Here is an 18,884-nt window from a genome sequence, read left to right as displayed (position 1 = left end):
ATCTATGAGAAACAACCTTTGGTTAATTTGTTTGGGTTGGTTATTTACAACCACAATATTAGCTCAACAACCACCAGCAAATTCTTCATATTCCTTTACACTAGATGAGGCGATAGAATTCGCATTAAAAAACAGTTATCAATCTATTAATGCAAGACGTGATGTAGCAAAAGCACTTAAAAGAAAATGGGAAACCACAGCAGATGGTCTTCCTCAAATTAGTGCATTGGTCGATTATCAAAATCAATTAAAGCAACCTGTTTCGCTATTACCAGGAGAAGTTACCGGCGGAGAGCCTGGAACTTTTGTTCCTGTTGTTTTTGGAACAAAACAACAAGCATCGGCAACAGCAACTCTAAGTCAACTTATTTTTGACGGTTCTTATTTAGTTGGTTTACAAGCAGCAAAGAGTTTTTTACAATATAACAATGATGTTGAAGAAAAAACCCAACTCGAAGTCCGTAAAGGTGTTGTTAACGCATATGGAAGCGTACTTGTCGCTCAGGAAAGCGTAAAGATTCTTAAAAACAATGTCGCTACTCTAGAGAAAAATTATCTGGAAACAAAGAAGATTTTCGAGAATGGTCTGGCCGAAGAAGAAGATGTAGAACAACTACAAATTACTTTATTACAGATTAAGAATCAGTTTAGTAATGCAGAACGGTTAGAAAGAATCGCTATGCAAATGTTTAATTTAACTCTTGGAGTACCTGTTGATTCGAATATTGTGCTTTCTGATAATTTAGATGGTCTTGCTTTAAAAAACATGGATCAATCTGTTATCGCTAAACCATTTAACATAGAAAATAATATAGATTACAGATTAGCATATCTTCTTACCGAACAAACGCGGTTAGAGTTAAAACTAGAAAAAAGTAGGGCACTTCCGTCTTTGTCTGCTTTTGTTAATTATGGTACACAAGCCAATAGTAATTCTTTTACTTTTTTGGATAGTGATCAACGTTGGTTTCAATCTTCTATTTTGGGAGCAAGCCTGAAGATTCCGATTTTCAGTTCTTTAAAGAGAAGTGCCAGAACGCAACAGGCCAGAATAGCTGACGAACAATCGAGAACCGATTTTTTGAGAATTCAACGAGAAATACAACTTAAGTATGATACCGCAATAAGTGATTATAAATTTTCGATGGAAAGTTATAATACTTCAAAGCAAAATCTCACACTAGCAGAGCGAATAGAGAAAAAAAATCAGATTAAATACACAGAAGGACTTGCCTCTAGTTTTGAATTAAGACAAGCACAATTACAGCTATACTCTTCTCAGAATGAAGTATTGAATGCTATGCTTAACATTATCAACAAAAAGGCTGAACTAGAAACGATTTTAAATACACCAAATAATAATTAACCATATTATGAAAAAGATACTTACCATATTATCTATATCACTTCTTATCATTTCATGTGGACAAAACAATACAAAGTCTATCGATAAAATTATAGAAGACGGTAATCTACAAGCAATACGTGCCAAAAGAACCGAAATAGCAGCCAAACAACAAGCCGTTGCTGATCAATTAAAACAATTGGATGAAGCAATAGCCTCTTTGGATTCTGTAAAAAGACTTCCTTTGGTAACTACAATCACAGCAAAAGACACACTATTTAATCATTATCTGGAGTTACAAGGAAATGTAGAAACCAAGAAAAACTTAGTTCTATATCCTGAGATGAGTGGGATCCTGACCAGAGTTTACGTGAAAGAAGGACAAAAAGTATCCAAAGGTCAATTACTTGCCAGAATTGATGATGGTGGATTAGGTCAGCAATTGTCTCAAGTAGAAGTGCAGGCACAATTAGCTAAAACGACTTTTGATCGCCAAAAAAGACTTTGGGAGCAAAAAATAGGTTCAGAAATTCAATATCTCGAAGCTAAAACAAATTTTGAAGCACAGCAAAACGTAGTAAATCAGATCAAACGTCAATTGGCTAAGACAACTGTAACTGCTCCATTTTCTGGAGTTATTGATAATGTAATTACAGAACAAGGAAGTGTAGTTTCTCCAGGGCAAACAGCACTGATACGTATAGTTAACCTGGATGATATGTATATTGAAACCGAGGTACCAGAACGTTATATCCCAAGTGTTACTATGGGTAAAAATGTAGAAGTATATTTCCCGGTTCTAGGAAAAACAATTAGCACAAAAATTCGTCAAGTAGGTAATTATATCAATCCAAACAATCGTTCTTTTATGGTAGAAGTTGGTATTCCTTCAAATGGAGGAACTGTAAAACCAAACCTTACAGCCAAGGTAAAAATCAATGATTATACTAATGAAAAAGCGATCTTAATACCACAAAGTATTATTTCTGAAAATGCAGAAGGAGATCAATATACTTATGTTACCTCTGGTAAAGATGCTCAAAACATAGCTGAAGCTAGAAGAGTAATTGTAAAAACAGGGAAGACACAAGGAGATCTTATTGAGATTACAGAAGGCATTAATAATGGGGATGCTATTATTAGTGAAGGTGCCAGAAGTGTAAAAGATGGTCAGAAAGTTAAAATTTTAAACTAACAATCTATGGAAGTTAACAAGAAAAAGGTAGATAAGGAATTTAAGTTATCGTCCTGGGCGATAAATAATCCAACTACTATTTATGTAATGATTGGCATATTCTTGGTTTTAGGACTTTCTGCATATTTCTCTATGCCTAGAGAAAATTTTCCTGAAATCAATGAAACCAAAATTTACATTAGTGTTCCTTATCCCGGAAATACTGCAGAAGATATTGAACGTTTAATAGTAGATCCATTAGAGGACAAGTTAAAAAGTGTAAGTAATGTAATAGAGATTCTATCGACTTCGCAAGAAGATTACGCTATTATAACTGTAGAATTTGATGAAAAACTCTCTGTGCCTGCTGCAAAGCAAAAAGTAAAAGACGAAGTAGATTCTGAGACAGCAAATGAAGACTGGCCTACTTTTAATGGTGCCAAAGTAGAACCTAATGTTTTTGATTTGAGTATTTCTGAGGAAACTCCGATAATGAATATTAATATTTCGGGAGATTATCCGGTAGGTAAACTAAAAGAATTCGCAGAATATCTTGAAGACGAAATAGGAGATCTTAAAGAAATCAAAAAAGCAGATATTCGTGGTGCTCAGGAAAAAGAAGTAGAAGTTGCTGTAGATATCTACAAAATGATGGCTGCCAAAGTGAGTTTTGACGATGTGATCAATACCATACGTAATGGGAACATGACTATGTCTGCAGGAAACATGATCGCTAGTGGACAAAGACGTACAATACGAATCCTGGGAGAAATTGACCGCCCTTCGCAATTAGATGACTTTGTAGTAAAATCTCAGGACGGAGCTGTTTATCTAAGAGATATTGCCAAAGTAAGTTTTAAAGAAGAAGACAAAACTACTTATGCAAGAGAATTTGGCCATAATGTAGTTATGCTGGATGTAAAGAAACGTTCTGGGGAAAATATGATCGAAGCTGTAGAGAAAATAAATGGAATTCTTGACGAGGCTAAGGAAAATGTGTTCCCAAAGGATTTAGAAATTACAGTAGCAAATGATCAATCTGAAAAAACTGAAAATCAAGTAAGCGACCTGGTTAATAATATCATTTTTGGTATCATCCTGGTCGTTGGAGTTTTGATGTTCTTTTTAGGCTTTAGAAATGCATTGTTCGTAGGGTTTGCGATACCAATGTCTATGTTTATGTCTTTTATGATTCTATCTGCTCTGGGATATACGATGAACACAATGATTCTTTTTGCATTAATCATGGGGTTAGGAATGCTGGTAGATAATGGTATCGTAGTAGTAGAGAACGTATATCGTTTGATGGAAGAAGAAGGGATGTCTCGAATAGAAGCAGCAAAAAAAGGTATAGGAGAGATTGCATTTCCGATAATCATTTCCACTTTAACTACAGTGGCAGCTTTTGTTCCATTAGGAATGTGGCCAGGAGTTATGGGACAGTTTATGATCTATTTCCCTATTACATTATCGGTAGTATTGGGGTCCTCTCTATTCGTTGCAATATTCATTAACTCTATGTTGGTTTCACAATTTATGGAAGTTGGTGAAAAAGTATTGACCGTAAAACAATTGATTCGATTAAGTATCATTTTAGGAGGTATTGGGATTTTTATACTAATATTTGGTGGAGCTGTAAGTGGATTAGGTAGTCTTATGATTTTTACCGCTGCTATGTTTTGGGTATATAAATATGTATTAAAAGGTGCCGCCAATTTTTTCCAAAGAAGAATCCTTGCATGGCTTGAAAATAAATACCAACGTTTTTTAACCTATGCCTTAAAGGGATGGAGAGCTTATGGTTTTACTATTGGTACATTTATTTTACTATTTGTTGTATTTGCAATGTTTGGCGGCTCAATAGGAAGTCAGCGTACCAAAGTAGAATTTTTCCCGGATAACAAGCCAAATCAAATTGTGGTTTATGTAGAATATTCTCAAGGGACGGATATAGAAAAAACTAATGCCATTACTAAAGAAATTGAGCAACGTGTTTATGCTGTTATCAACGAATCAGAATATTTAGAAGGTGAGAATCATAATTTTCTTGTAGAATCTGCAGTCTCTCAAGTGGGAGAAGGTGCAGGAAATCCTCAGACCGATGGAGGAAGTAATGCCGAAATGCCTCATAAAGCAAAGATTACGGCAACCATGAGAGAGTTTAAATATAGAAAAGGAAAAGACTCTGAAATATTACGTCAAAAGGTACAAGAATCTTTAAAAGGAATTTACCCTGGTGTAGCTATCTCTGTAGAGAAAGATCCTGTAGGTCCTCCTGCCGGATATCCTATCAATATTGAAATCGAAGGCCCTGATTATGATGAGTTAATTACTATTGCAGAACAGATGCGTAACTTTATTAACGAAAAAAATATTCCTGGTATCGAGGAATTAAAAATTGACGTTAATAAAGGCAAGCCTGCTATGCAAGTTGTTGTTGATCGTGAAAAAGCAGGAGAATTAGGTGTTTCTGCCGGCCAGGTAGGAAATCAACTACGTCGTTCTATTTTTGGTGAAAAAGCAGGTGTATACAAAAAAGAAGGTGAAGATTATGACATCTATGTTCGATTTAATGAAGATAATCGATATAATACAAGCGCACTCTTTAATCAAAATATCACCTTTAGAGATCCGGCTTCAGGAAAACTAAAAGAAATACCTGTTTCTACCGTAGCTTCACAAAAAAACACTTCTTCATTTAGTGCTGTAAAGCATAAAGATACCAAGAGAGTCGTAACGGTATATTCTGGTTTACAACCAGGGTTTACGGATGCAGGAGCAATTGTATCTCAGATTCAAACCGAGATGTCTAGCTTTATAACGTTACCCAGAGGAGTAAAGATTGATTATACGGGTCAGATAGAAGAACAAGGTAAACAGATGGCATTTTTGATGGGAGCATTTTTCTCTGGACTAGGACTTATCATGTTGATTCTAATATTTCAATTTAGTTCTATTTCTAAGCCTACCATTATTATGATTGCTATTTTCTTGAGTTTTATCGGAGTGTTTGGAGGTATATTAGTTACCGGAGCTTCTTTTGTGATTATGATGACAATGATGGGTATTATCTCATTGGCAGGGATTGTTGTAAATAATGGGGTAGTTCTTCTCGATTATACGCAGTTACTGATCGATCGTAAAAAAGTAGAACACAATGTACTGGAAAAAGAATTGCTGCCTAATGATGAGGTAATGAAAATTATTATTAGAGGTGGTAAAGCTCGTTTACGACCGGTACTATTAACAGCAATTACCACTGTATTGGGATTAATACCGCTAGCTATCGGATTCAATTTAGATTTCTTCTCCCTATTTAGCACAGGAGATCCCAAAATATACCTAGGTGGTGATAATGTAATTTTCTGGGGACCATTAGCCTGGACAGTTATATATGGATTGATTATTGCAACATTCTTAACTTTAATTATTGTACCCTGTTTATTCTTTATTGTACATCGTATAAAGGTTAGATTTAGCAAAAAGAAAGTTGCTGCGGTACCTGTAGTTACTGCAACAGCATAACATTTTATAAAATTGATTACAAAAAAAGTCACGGCTTATACCGTGACTTTTTTGTTTAGTTTTTATACTCCTAAAAATTACTCTTTTATTTAACGATTCTTGAAGTAATGCTTAGTTTTACAGGCTCTAATAAATCATCAATTCCTTTATTATATTTTATACTGGGGTAAAATACTGCTGTTGTTTTATACGTCCCTTCTGGGTAATCTCTAGAATTTACTGTTACCAATACATCTCTGTTTTCTCCAGGTATTAATCCTCCTGAAGGTAAAATTCTACGAGCTGTAATCACTTTGGTAGGAGTTATAGGCTCTTGATTTTCATAAGTAGTAGCTTTTTCATATTCGAGTATATGATTTCCTTGATTAATCCACTTTGTAACCGTAAATGTTTCTGAATTACCTTCTGTCGCATCTGGGGTCGTAATAGATACTGTTTCTATTTTAAGAGGGTTTATTACATCAACAATTACCTTAGTAGTTCTAAGTTTATCATTATTCTTATCCTTAACTGCTAATATAAAATTCTTAGGATATTTAAAATCAATACTTGCATTTCCTTCAGGATATTCTGCATCCATGTCTACAGGCGCTACAGAAGAATCCTGAGTATAAAAAAGTTTTGTTCCATCATAGGTAATTGTGGGTATTAAACTTGTAAAATCGGTACCTAACGGGACAAAAAGATATATTATATCTCTTCCTGTATCTTCAATAGTTCTTGAAATCATGATATCATTTGGCAAACTTGGGTTTTTACTTTTTTCAAAGGTGAAGTTTGTTATTTTTAGAGTTTCTGGTACTGGTTCTACTTCTTTTACAATACTAACATTATAATGAAGTAACTCCTCTTTATCACCTGTAGCGTTTGTAATTGTATATACATTTATCTTTTGATCGTCATATGACAATCCGATCTCATTACCAGGAGAAATACTAAACTTACTCAGGTTGAGCTCTGCCGATGTTATAGATGCACTTATATTATCTAAAGAAGTTGTACTAGATACTGTAATTTTAATGTCTCCATATTTCACTTCTTGATTTTCTACAATCTCTGGATCAACAATATTTATTTCTTTGTATTGTATTCCAAATAATGGAAAGTCTTTAAGCTTCCCTTCTTCTATAGTAATCCCAGGTGTTAGAACCGTAGAATCATCATCATTAGAATTACAGCTAATCATAAACAATACAGAGAAAATAACACTTCCAATGTTTGATAATCTAATAATATGTCTCATTGCTTGTTTTTTAAATTTATCAAGCAAATCTATATTCCTTTTATATGGTTTCTAAATTAATATGGTACATCACACTCTTTACTTGGTGAATGTATTAAAATACAGGGTAAAGCTGATTCGTTTTTCTAGATTACGTGGCGATATTAAATGCAATAGTATAGTAAGCCCCCGGATTAGAAATGATATGTATTGATCCGTTAATTTGTTGAGTTAACCCTTGTATGAGTTGCATTCCAAGAGATCGACTATTTTCAATCTCAAAATCTTCTGGAAAACCAACTCCTGTATCTTTTATAGTAAGAACACATTGGTCTTTATTTCTAGAAGCTTCTATACTAATTTGTCCTCCCTGATTATCCCGAAAAGCATGCTTAATACTATTTGCAATAATCTCATTAACAATTAAACCACAAGGAACCAGATAATCCATATCTAAATTAATATCTTCTATTGTTCTATCTATAGTTATGTTTCGTTCAGAAAGCTGATAGCTGGTCTTGAAATGAGTTAGCAAACCATCTAAATAAGTCTGTAAATTAATCAAGGATAAATCATTAGACTTGTACAGTTTTTCATGAATAATTGCCATCGCCTGTATTTTGTCCTGAATCTCTTGTAAAATCTCTGCAGCACTTTTATGCTCACTAAATTTATCCTGAAGACTTAGTAAACTAGATACAATCTGTAAGTTATTTTTCACTCGATGATGTACTTCTTTTAATAGTATTTCTCGATCTTTGAGGGTTTGAGATATTTTACTGTTTTTTTCTGCAAGAATTCTATTGGTTTTTTGCTTGTTTTTGTATGCATACAATAGTGTTACCAATACTATTATTAGTGCTACTAATCCTGCTATCAATACAATTTGTGTAGTTCTCTGATTTTCATTCTCTAAAACTTTTATCTTATTTTCTTTGGTTAGTATTTCGACTTCTTTTTCTTTGTTTTCTAAATCAAACTTTGCTTGTATTTCTCGGAGCTGTTTATGCTTTTCTTCTGAAAATAATGAATCTTTAACTGTATTGTATTTTAATAGGTATTCATAACTTTTTTTATATTCCATTTTTTTGTTAGAATACTTATGAAGTGCTTGGTATACTCTTGATAATTGTGGTAAAGCTTTTGTTTCTGTAGCTGCCAACAACGCCTTATCATAATAGAATGTTGCTGTTTTAATATTTTCGAGTTTATCGTAGATATCTCCCAATGTTAAATATGATAATGTAATATCTTCTGAAGACCCTCTTTCTACTCGAATCTGTAATGCTTTTTTAGTATATTCTATTGCTTCATTTAATTTTTTTTCTTCTACATTTATTTGAGATAGGTTATTATATCCTGATATAATAACTTCTGGGTAATTTGTTTTTTTGGCAATACTAATAGATTCTTCTAATACATTTTTTGCCTTTTCAAATTCTTTTTGACGCATATACATTTCACCGACAGCCCCTAAAATATGAGCTCTAAATTTTTCGTTCCCAATCTTTTTAGATAATGTTAATGCCTTATTATAGTATATCAACCCATTCTCATCATCTTTCAGTCGACAAGAATATAAAGAGCCTATGTTACCTGTTATTCCTACAATAAAATTCTCTTCCTCCAGTGTTTCATAGATCTTAAGTGCTTTTAAATAATTATCCAGAGCCTGGTTATAATTCCCCATTTTCACATAGGTCACTCCAATATTTTGATAGCTCTTTGCAACTCCCAATTTATATTGTAATCTTTTTGCAACCTCTAGCATTTTTTTATTATAAAACAATGCCTTTTCATGTTCTGATTTAGCATTATAGAAATTTCCCATTCTTAAATAAAAAAACCCTGTATCCTTAGTATATTCATCATTCACTAATTCTAATCCTTGCCTAGCATAGTCAAGGGCTTTTTCTATCTCTATCTTGCTATATGTATTAACTAATTGTTTATAGATTTCTATTTTTTCCTGTTTAGATGCTGTCACCAGTTTTTGTTCTAAACTATCAGTTTGTGCAATTACCGAGACATAAAAAAATAAAAAAAAGAGAGAACTATATCTCTCTAAAAAACATACTATTTCCTTCATATTTATAGAATATCTAATCGTTCTAATAATTGACTTTTATATGCCTTGCTTATCGGAATATTTTTATCCCCAATAAAGACAAACCTATTTTCTATTTTATCAATTTTATCTAATGCTACCATATATGATCTATGAATTCTCAAGAATTTATCCTGGGGTACTTTTTCATAGAATTCTTTCAAAAACATATTTACCACAACTCTTTTATTTCTGGTAATAATTTGAGTATAATTATCCATAGCTTCTACCCATAAAATTTCGTCTATTTTAACACGTATAAGCTGAGATTTATCCTTAACAAATAGAGTATCTGATACTTTATTATTCGGGAGCATAACTCCGGAACTTTTATTCTCAACTTGTTTTTGCAAGGCTATTTGAAGCGTAAAAGACAACTCTTTTATATTAAAGGGTTTTAATAAGAATCCAAAAGGTTTGGATTGTAAAGCTTCTTTAAATATAGTATCATCTCCATTAGCAGTAAGAAAAACAATTGGAATTTTATATTTCACATAAATATCTTCTGCTGCATCGATACCATTTTTATCTCCCGAAATATTAATATCCATGATAACAATATCCGGTATAGTTTCTTCACTATATTTTATTGCTTCTTTATAAGTACTTGCAATCCCCACTATAACATAATCTAATTTCTCTAAGCTAATTTTAATATCTAATGCAATTGAAAACTCATCTTCGACGATTAGTACTTTTTTGTTCTTTATCATAAAAATAACTCTCTTTGCTTTAAGCTACAAAGCTATTTAAATACCAACCTGTCAGTATTAAAAAAGTATTAATATTTTACAAGATTGACAGAACAGATTACAAACAATAAAAACGCACATTTTTTAAAATATACTATTCATCGTCTTTGTTGTTTTTAGATACACAAACTTATTTGACACATCAATAGCAACAAAATCAATATGGCAAGTGGTGTAGTTTTCGGGGTGAATGAATCTAAAAAAGAGGTAGAGAAATTTCTGATATTACAAAACAGTATCCATAATTAAAAAAAACGGCTTCTATACTATTGTATAAAAGCCGTCTGGGGAAAATAATTTTATTTCTCACTTGCTGACTATCCTTAATATAAGTGAGTTTGTATTATGCGACGAAATTAGGAATTCCTATCCCATAATTGATTTCACTTTTTCGCAGTAATTATGTCACTTTTTGACAGTAATTCTATTTTAGCAAATTCTTAGAAATTCTGACCTCATTTTACTTAAAAACAGATTATAATCAACAACAAAGTTTCATCCCTATTATTTGTTTTATATTCTAACATTAATCGTTATGAATTCATTATAAAATCTACACAATATAGAATTTAATTCAACTAATGATTAAGATCTGTTTTAAAAAAAAATCCCAGTCTCGAAAAATGAGACTCGTATATAGTATTATTGCCTTGTTAATTTTATTAGGAGATTTTAAACGTTTTCCCATAAGAGTACTATGGCCTTATTGTTTTAAATCCTACATATTTTCATCAATGACATGCTTGTAATGCAGCCATAACAAGTGATGAGCCAAGGTGTTCATTAAAAGAAAATTCTATTGGTGAATTGTTAAAATTATATTAATTTCGTTATCCCAACATAGCTATTACACATTGAAACTAAAACTACTCATCCTTTTTCTGGGCGCTACTTTAATTGCTTCAAGTCAAAATCTTGAGCAAATAGGAAAAGTCCCCTTACTTCGATTTAATGGTGGAATTTCTGGTAATGGTGTATTTTATGATGGTACTGCAAATCGAGATCCTTTTACATATTTTATAAACGGTAATCTTAATTTTAATATTAGTGGGGTATATAATATCCCTTTGTCTTTTTCATATACCAATCAAGACTTTGGCTATAGTACACCTTTCAAAATAAATCGCTTAAGCATTCATCCTTCATATAAATGGGTTGCTACTCATATTGGAGATGTCGCTATGACTTTTTCTCCATATACATTAAGTGGACATCAATTTACGGGAGGAGGAGTCGATCTTACCCCTAATGGTCCTTTTAAGATAAGTGCATTATACGGTAGATTCCTTAAAGAATCTGAATATAATCCTGAAACTCCTGAAGCAATACCTGCTTATAAACGAATGGGATTTGGATTTAAAACCTCTTATGCTTTTGAAAAAGCTTCAATCGGACTTATATTTTTTACTGCAAAAGATGACGAAACTTCAATTCAAAATTCATTTCCTGTAGAATTAGAATTAACCCCAAAGGAAAATGCCGTGGTAAGTGCAGAAACTAATTTTACAATATTTGAAAAAGCTAAAATAAATTTAGAATATGCCATTTCGGGGGTTACCGAAGATACTCAGGCGTCAGAATCACGAACAACAACAGGAGTTCTTTCTTTTTTATTAAACGAAAACTTAACCACAAATTATTACAACGCATTAAAAGCTCAACTTGACTATCCTGCTGGTAATGGTTCTGTTGGTGTTGGGTATGAACGTATTGATCCTGATTATAGAACTTTTGGCGCATATTACTTCAATAATGATCTCGAAAATATAACTTTAAACGCCTCTCAAAGTATATTCAATAATAAGGTTAGTCTTAATGTTAATGCGGGGCTTCAGCGAGATAATCTAGACGACACCAAAAGCTCAGAATTACAACGCATCGTAAGTGCAGTTAATGTTACATATACAAGTTCTGAAAAACTTTCTATTAATGCTGGATATTCCAATTTTCAATCTTATACTAATATTCAGAATCAGTTTGATTTTATTAATGAGGTTAATCAATTTGATAACATAGATACACTTAATTATCGTCAAATATCTCAAAATGCAAATCTGGGAATTAATTACACATTAAAAAAAACAGAAAGTCAACAGCAAGCAGTTAATGTAAATCTCACCTACCAAAGTTCTGACAATAAACAAGATGGAAGAACTATAGAAAATGGGTTATCAAAGTTTTATAACATTGCTTCTGCATACACTTTGGGATATCCCAAAAACTCACTTAATTTTTCACTGGCCGCTAATGTTTCTTACAATACTGTTGGCACAACCGATAATCTAACCTTGGGGCCTACGCTTACCGCTACCAAATCTTTTTTTGATAAAAAACTAAGAACTAATTTCTCAAGCTCTTACAATGCGGCATTTAATAATGGTGAAAAACAAAACGATATTTATAATATTCGATTAGGAGGTAATTATTCTTTTTATGAAAGCCATAATCTAAATCTAAACTTACTTTCACTATTTAGAAACACAACTACGGGAAGCAATACAGATTTTACAGCAACTTTAGGATACACATATACATTTGATACTTTCAAAATAAAGTTCAAAAAACGCAATAGAGAGCTTTTAAATGAAGAAGATATAGCCAAGTTAGGTAGATTACAATTTAGATATCGATCTGTGGTCTATAGTGGTACTATTCCAGAAATTACAGAGCAGCTTACTAATGTAAAAAACAGCTCAAGATTTGTAAATATCCCTCAAGAAAAACAAGGAGATCTTAATTTTTTATTCGCTACAGTAAAAAAACAAACAAAATCAGAATTGTATAAAGAAAAAGCTTTAGAATTTTTAGCAGCACTTTATAGTTATGAAGATTTCTTAAAAGCATACGATACTATACTTTACGAAGTTATCAAAAGTTTAAAAGAAGATATGCAGTTTATTGACTTTAAACTTGAAAGAAGTTTTGTAAAAACCAAAATAGAATTAGATGCACTTAAAAAAGAGTCTCCTAATAATGTAAAAGAAATAGAAAAACTTAAAAAAGAACTTGACAACAGACAGAAAAAATTAGTAGGCCATCGATGGATGAAAAAGAAATTCGACAGGTATACTGGTTTTGAATCGGTTACAAAACCGGATGATCTGATTGCTGCATTCAAAAAACGTGAAGCAGAAAACGCTTTCAGGTTATACGAAAAAGAAAAAGATGTTAAAAAAATTAACTTATATTTGGAAGTCCAAATCATTGATTTCTACTACCATAAGTCGCTTGAAGAGGTAAATCCTGATAAGTTCGAACTTAGATATATAGATAAGATTTAAAACCAACTTAACCCATGAAGAAACGGTTACACTTTCTGTTCCTTATTGCACTCTTTGCATTGCAAGGTATACGATCACAGACTTTTCCGGTGACATTGTTACCTCAAACAATACCTCCCGCACCTATTTATTTTTCTTCATATGCAGATGCATCTTCTACGAATAGCCCTTTACGACTTCAGATCATTCTAAATGACCTTTCTGTTGCAAATCGTGAGATCAAATTAAAAGCTTATTTTGAAGGTAATGGGATTGCTTTTCAGAGTAAAGATGTGGTTATAGGAGCGCCTTCTTTATTTATAGAAGGAGGTATCCCACTAACATTGACCAATGTTGAACTTGCTCCTTACTTTACTTTTGAAAATATCACTGGGATATCACCAACAGCTTATGGACAAGTCATACCAGAAGGTTCTTACCAATTCTGCTTTGAGGTTTTTGATTCACTTACCGGCGCACGTATATCTCAAAAAACATGTGCGACAACATATATTTTTCAGAATGAACCACCATTATTAGTTACTCCTTATAACCGGGATGACATTACCGAACAGAACCCATTAAACTTAATGTTTCAATGGACCCCAAGACATATCAATGTGAATAATGTGCAATATGAATTGAGCATTGTAGAAATTTGGGATCAAACTATAAATCCGCAAGCCGCATTTTTAGCATCTCCCCCATTCTTTCAAACTACAACAACAAATACTTCTTATTTATATGGCCCTTCAGATCCTCTTTTTTTACCAAACAAACGATATGCATGGAGGATACAGGCCAAAGCATTAAATGGCGCAGAAGAAATAGGACTATTTAAAAATAATGGTTTTAGCGAAGTTTACTGGTTTAATTATGTGGCACCATGCGATACTCCTAATAATGCAAGACACGAAGTAAAAGGAGCGCAACAGGTAAATATATTATGGGATGATTTTACTACCGATGTCCCAGAATTTATAGTTCGCTATCGCGAAAAAGGGAATAATAATGAATGGTTTTTTTCTAGAACCAGTGGTAATTGGATAACATTATGGGATTTACGACCAGGTACAACATATGAATACCAGGTAAATAAAAAATGTCTTATCTCTGAAAGTGAGTATTCTATTTTACAAACGTTTACCACACTAGAAGAAAATGATGAAACCAGTCTCATTAATTGTGGTATTTCTCCAGATATGAATATCGAGAATATGGAACCGTTAGAACAACTTTTACCCGGTAACATGTTTAAAGCAGGAGATTTTCCGGTTAAGGTAATAGAAGCCAATGGAAGTAATGGTCGGTTTTCTGGAAAAGGATATGTCTCTTTCCCTTACTTTAAGAACATTAAAGTAGCTGTAAATTTCACAAATATATTTGTAAATAATGAAAGCCAGCTAGCAGAAGGTACAGTCATAACTGTGTATGATCCCTCCTGGGGAAATATTCTTGACGTTGATGAAGTTATTGATGTTGTAGAAGATATCGCAGACGTCGTAACAGGCGGTGATAATACCGAAATCCCTCAATTAGATTATGATATCGACACCAATGATATTAGTATTACCGATGGGCAGATAATCATTACAAAACCAGACGGTACTCAAGATACTTTTGATTATGATGAAGGAGATACATATACCATCACCGACGCCAGTGGAGATGAATGGACTGTAGATGATAAGGGTAATATTACACAGACTGGCCAGGGAGATCCATCTCCTCCATTGACTTCAAATAATGCAGATGGTATCAGATCAGGTACTCATGATGGCACTGTAGATGACCCGTATGTTGATGCGATTACAAATGATGTGGTTAAAGTTACTTTTAGAACAGATAGTGATACTCGTTTTGCCTTGGATCAGGTTAATAATGATTATGAAACCTCAAAATATCCTAAAATAAATGCTTCTGCCGATCAATCATATTACCCAGCTCATAAAGCAGCTGTACAAGGAGAAGACGATGTGTTTTATGCAGATATAGAAATTAGCGATGCCAAAATAAATATCGATAGTCTTATTATAAAAACGGTAGAAAATAAAGCGATAAAACATGAAAGAATAGCAGGTACAAATACCTATAAAATAACCGTATCTGGTGCTAATCCTTATCGTACCGAAGAGTGTGTTGTCACATATTTAGATCCTACTGATAATAAATATAAAATAGCTGCAAGTTTCTTTGTTCATCATATTAAGAAACATACAGAAGTACCTGTGCAAGTTGTAACTGTAAATGGAGGAAATGCCATAACCAACTTCGAAGCAGAGTTAAACGATATTTTTGGTCGTGCTGGTGGGAAATTCAAAGTCAAACCTGATGTTATAGATATTACAATAGCTCAAAACTCTTGGGATGAAAACAACAATAATATTATAGATTATGACGGAAGCGGGTTATTATCTGATTACCCGACCGAGCTTAAGAACATTTACCAGGAATTCAAAAAACAATATCCCGACTACGACTCCCGACAGTATTTTATTTTCGTATTAGGTAAAGACCTTAACGTATCGAAACCATTAAGCGGTTTTATGCCAAAAACAAGGCAATGGGGCTTTATATTTGAAAGTCATTTGGGAGAAGGTTTAGAAAAGAAAGATTCTGCTCTTAAAGTTGCTGCTCACGAGTTAGGACATGGGGTATATACTCTGGCACATCCTTTTGGTGAAAATCCAGATAATTCTGGACAAGCCAATACCTGGCTAATGGACTACGGTAATGGTACCGAACTAGGTTATCCTAATTGGGCAACCATGAGTGACCCTAGTCTAAAATTATACTTATTTCAGGATGATAGTGGTGGGGAATTTGCAGGCAGTTATGCCTTAGCTCCTAATTTTAAATTTGTATTTATAAGAGAGTCATCGACACTCTATGTTAACCCAGCAAAGAAAAAAATAACAGGTACATTACCTGGTTTTATTGTAAAAGGTAAAAATGATGAATCAGACACATATTATAATTGGGATTTCACTCAAAATAAATATGTTGATAAAGATAATCCTGAAAAAAGTTACCCTGTGACTCCAAAAAATACTATATCATATGATTCGAAAATAAACTTATTCTACAATTTAGATGCAGGGTGTGGCCAAAAAGGATCAATACAATTAGAATATAAAGATATTAGTAAGCATTTTGAACAACTTACTTCCAATAGTTTAACCTCTGAACAAAAGGCTAATAATGTAAATGCTTTAATAGCAAATCACACAAAAACCAAGTCTCGTCCGGTTCCCTGTAGTAGTGCTAATATCAGTAATAATGGTTGGTTCGAAATACCTATAGATTGTTCATCGAGTGATATCAAAGAGTTAGTACAACCAGAAGTAGACAAGATTAATGCTTTGGTTACTGAAACTGATATTGAAATCATCGTAAAAACTATCAATGATATTAAATACAAATGTGTATTTAATAATGTAACTAATAATATACTCGAAAACTTAATAGAGAAATTAGCAAAAGGCTCGATTAAAGAACAAAAAGAAAGAGCTCTTGTTAAACTTTTAATTTTTGTTAAAAAAGAAGACATACAAAGTTTATTCGACCTTCTTAATAAAGATGGAAATTTAAATAATGTGTTTAAAGAAATCCAAAATGCTACCTTCTCATTATTTGGAGAACAAGATAATCAAGATAGGTTGTTAAAAGTTCTGGTGAACAAATTTAAAAACCTTAAAGAAGACTCCAACAAATGGCTGGTAATAAACACTTTAATAAAAGCAAAGTATAACGATATAAAAGATGCCAATAAAAAAGAGTTTATAGGTTTATTATTGGCATCTATGAAAGAATATGAAAATAACCGAGAGAAAATTGGAGGTATTGTAGAATTTTTCTCAGAAATGCTAATCGATGATTGTAAAAATCTTACAGGTTACAAAATAGTCTTTGAACTAGCTTCATTGAGATTTGAAAATAAAGAGGCTTTTTCAAGCTTTACCCAAGGAAATCGTATTAAGTTAAAAGTCCCAGGATTTATTTTTGACATTGATTGTTCTGTTAATGACTCAGGGTTAGGAAGAAAATGGTCATGGGTAAAACCAGGAAGGTTTTATTCCTATTGCAGTAATCAACAAACAAACGATTTCACTCAAGCTCAAGTTGATAATGCTTTTTCATGGGCTGGATATTTAAGAGATAATGAAATGGCAGCTAATTTATATCCAGATAAAACAGAAGAACTTCTTAACATATTTAAAACACAGTTTTCTTTACATATTCAAAATACTAAAGAAGTAAATCAAAACTTTTGGAGTACCACGGATATAGTTTGTAATAACCTGAATAGCATTCTAAATCATATTAATATAAATGAAAGCTCTACCTCATTAAAAGAGGTTGATAAACAAACTAAATTTTCGGTATTAGAAAAATATTTTGAATGTTCTAATAATTCTATATCAATAAGTTTCGAAAAAATAGACAATTCCATATTAAAGTTATTAGCCAGTTTTGACAAAGAGGACGCATCTGTTTTACATACACTGGAGAAAATTGGAATAGATAAAATTCACCATAAGTTAGAACAAGATGAAAGCTTTAAAACTTTGGCAAAAGTATATGTCTGGATGGGAGGACAAGCCTTTAACTCCAACCATTATAATAAAGTTGACCTTGATCAAATATTAAACAAAGACGGAAAAATCAAAAACTATACCTCAGTTCTGAGTTTAGAATCCAACATGTTACAATTTGATAATTTCAGTGCTTCTATAGAAAGTAAAACAAAAATAAAAATAAATGGTACGGGTAAATCATATGATTACAATCAAATGATGGTTTTATATGCTGCTGATAATTTTAAATTTTTGGATCAGAATTTTAAAAAAGGGGATGTTTTGGTAATGCCATTAATCCAAGCCTATGCAATGAGCAAAAGCAACCGAAGAATTGTTGCAGAAAAAATAGCATGGACAGCTGTAGACGGTGTTCTATTGTTTGTAGGAGTGGGAGAATTTAAAATATTGTTTACGGCAGGAAATTATATAAGAAAAGCCATTGTAGCTTCTGATTTAATTGGGAATGCGGCAGGTATTTTAGGAAATGTACTTAACGAAAGTGCCCTTAGTCCTCAAGATAGATATAAATTACAAATGCTCGCTATTCTTGCTTCATTACCACAATTAAGTACGTCAATAAAAGGAATAGACAATATGGTAAGTTCCCTGGATTCAAAAATTAATAAATTAAATAATGTTTCGCATAGAAAAGCTCTGAATGATTATTTCTCTGAAGTAAAGGCGAAATTACCTGCTGCATCTGGACTTGATGATTTTATTGCAATTCTAAAACAGAAAAAGCTGTTTGCAAAATATGATGGCTTATCTGATAGTTTGAAAAAACTCTTTAAAGAAGATTTTTTAACTGCTTCAGACGAAGTACTTGAAGCCTTAAAGAATGAAGATGCCTTTAGCACCTGGAAACATTTTAGGGGAATTAACAAGACCAACATTATTTGTAATTAAGATATCATATAAA

8 protein-coding genes are annotated in these 18,884 nt (G+C 32.5%); 5 read left to right on the top strand and 3 right to left on the bottom strand.

Going from position 1 to position 18,884, the window contains the following annotated elements:
- The first annotated feature begins 4 nt into the window (after positions 1–4).
- The 3 genes from NNL09_RS10455 to NNL09_RS10445 are packed head-to-tail and all read left to right on the top strand — an operon-like array spanning position 5 to position 6,044.
- Complete coding sequence (locus tag NNL09_RS10455; RefSeq protein ID WP_196911160.1) at positions 5–1,366, top strand: TolC family protein; 1,362 nt, start codon at positions 5–7, stop codon at positions 1,364–1,366.
- A gap of 7 nt (positions 1,367–1,373) precedes the next feature.
- Positions 1,374–2,540, top strand: coding sequence for an efflux RND transporter periplasmic adaptor subunit (locus tag NNL09_RS10450; protein ID WP_025667566.1), 1,167 nt, complete (start codon positions 1,374–1,376; stop codon positions 2,538–2,540).
- A 6-nt stretch (positions 2,541–2,546) separates the two neighbouring features.
- Positions 2,547–6,044 carry an efflux RND transporter permease subunit gene (locus tag NNL09_RS10445; protein WP_025667565.1) on the top strand — a complete coding sequence of 1,166 codons (3,498 nt, stop codon included), beginning with the start codon at positions 2,547–2,549 and terminating at the stop codon, positions 6,042–6,044.
- 85 nt (positions 6,045–6,129) lie between these two features.
- Here NNL09_RS10445 and NNL09_RS10440 read toward each other — a convergent pair whose 3' ends face one another.
- The 3 genes from NNL09_RS10440 to NNL09_RS10430 form a co-directional block, all read right to left on the bottom strand.
- Complete coding sequence (locus NNL09_RS10440) at positions 6,130–7,287, bottom strand: hypothetical protein (protein ID WP_196911161.1); 1,158 nt, start codon at positions 7,285–7,287, stop codon at positions 6,130–6,132.
- A 130-nt stretch (positions 7,288–7,417) separates the two neighbouring features.
- The gene (locus NNL09_RS10435) at positions 7,418–9,355 is read right to left on the bottom strand and encodes a tetratricopeptide repeat protein (protein WP_196926517.1); all 1,938 of its coding nucleotides are present in this window, start codon (positions 9,353–9,355) and stop codon (positions 7,418–7,420) included.
- Between the two features lie 2 nt (positions 9,356–9,357).
- Positions 9,358–10,086, bottom strand: coding sequence for a LytTR family DNA-binding domain-containing protein (locus NNL09_RS10430; protein WP_196911163.1), 729 nt, complete (start codon positions 10,084–10,086; stop codon positions 9,358–9,360).
- Positions 10,087–10,979: 893 nt separating this feature from the next.
- On the opposite strand from NNL09_RS10430, the gene NNL09_RS10425 reads away from it, so the two are divergent.
- Together NNL09_RS10425 and NNL09_RS10420 are read left to right on the top strand one after the other, a co-directional pair.
- A complete protein-coding gene (locus tag NNL09_RS10425; protein ID WP_025667561.1) occupies positions 10,980–13,406 on the top strand; it encodes a hypothetical protein in 2,427 nt (808 codons plus the stop codon).
- Between the two features lie 14 nt (positions 13,407–13,420).
- The gene (locus NNL09_RS10420) at positions 13,421–18,871 is read left to right on the top strand and encodes a fibronectin type III domain-containing protein (RefSeq protein ID WP_196911164.1); all 5,451 of its coding nucleotides are present in this window, start codon (positions 13,421–13,423) and stop codon (positions 18,869–18,871) included.
- Positions 18,872–18,884 lie beyond the last annotated feature (13 nt).

Origin of the sequence: Aquimarina sp. EL_43 (assembly GCF_943422735.1) — a bacterium.
Taxonomy (GTDB): domain Bacteria; phylum Bacteroidota; class Bacteroidia; order Flavobacteriales; family Flavobacteriaceae; genus Aquimarina; species Aquimarina megaterium.
The sequence above is the reverse complement of the archived record's forward strand: the minus strand, read 5'-3'. Positions and strand labels throughout refer to the sequence as shown.

What these genes read in the sequence shown, in the direction of transcription:
- NNL09_RS10455 (WP_196911160.1), top strand. Translation starts at nt 5, where the DNA reads ATGAGAAACAACCTTTGGTTAATTTGTTTGGGTTGGTTATTTACAACC.
- NNL09_RS10450 (WP_025667566.1), top strand. Translation starts at nt 1,374, where the DNA reads ATGAAAAAGATACTTACCATATTATCTATATCACTTCTTATCATTTCA.
- NNL09_RS10445 (WP_025667565.1), top strand. Translation starts at nt 2,547, where the DNA reads ATGGAAGTTAACAAGAAAAAGGTAGATAAGGAATTTAAGTTATCGTCC.
- NNL09_RS10440 (WP_196911161.1), bottom strand. Translation starts at nt 7,287, where the DNA reads ATGAGACATATTATTAGATTATCAAACATTGGAAGTGTTATTTTCTCT.
- NNL09_RS10435 (WP_196926517.1), bottom strand. Translation starts at nt 9,355, where the DNA reads ATGAAGGAAATAGTATGTTTTTTAGAGAGATATAGTTCTCTCTTTTTT.
- NNL09_RS10430 (WP_196911163.1), bottom strand. Translation starts at nt 10,086, where the DNA reads ATGATAAAGAACAAAAAAGTACTAATCGTCGAAGATGAGTTTTCAATT.
- NNL09_RS10420 (WP_196911164.1), top strand. Translation starts at nt 13,421, where the DNA reads ATGAAGAAACGGTTACACTTTCTGTTCCTTATTGCACTCTTTGCATTG.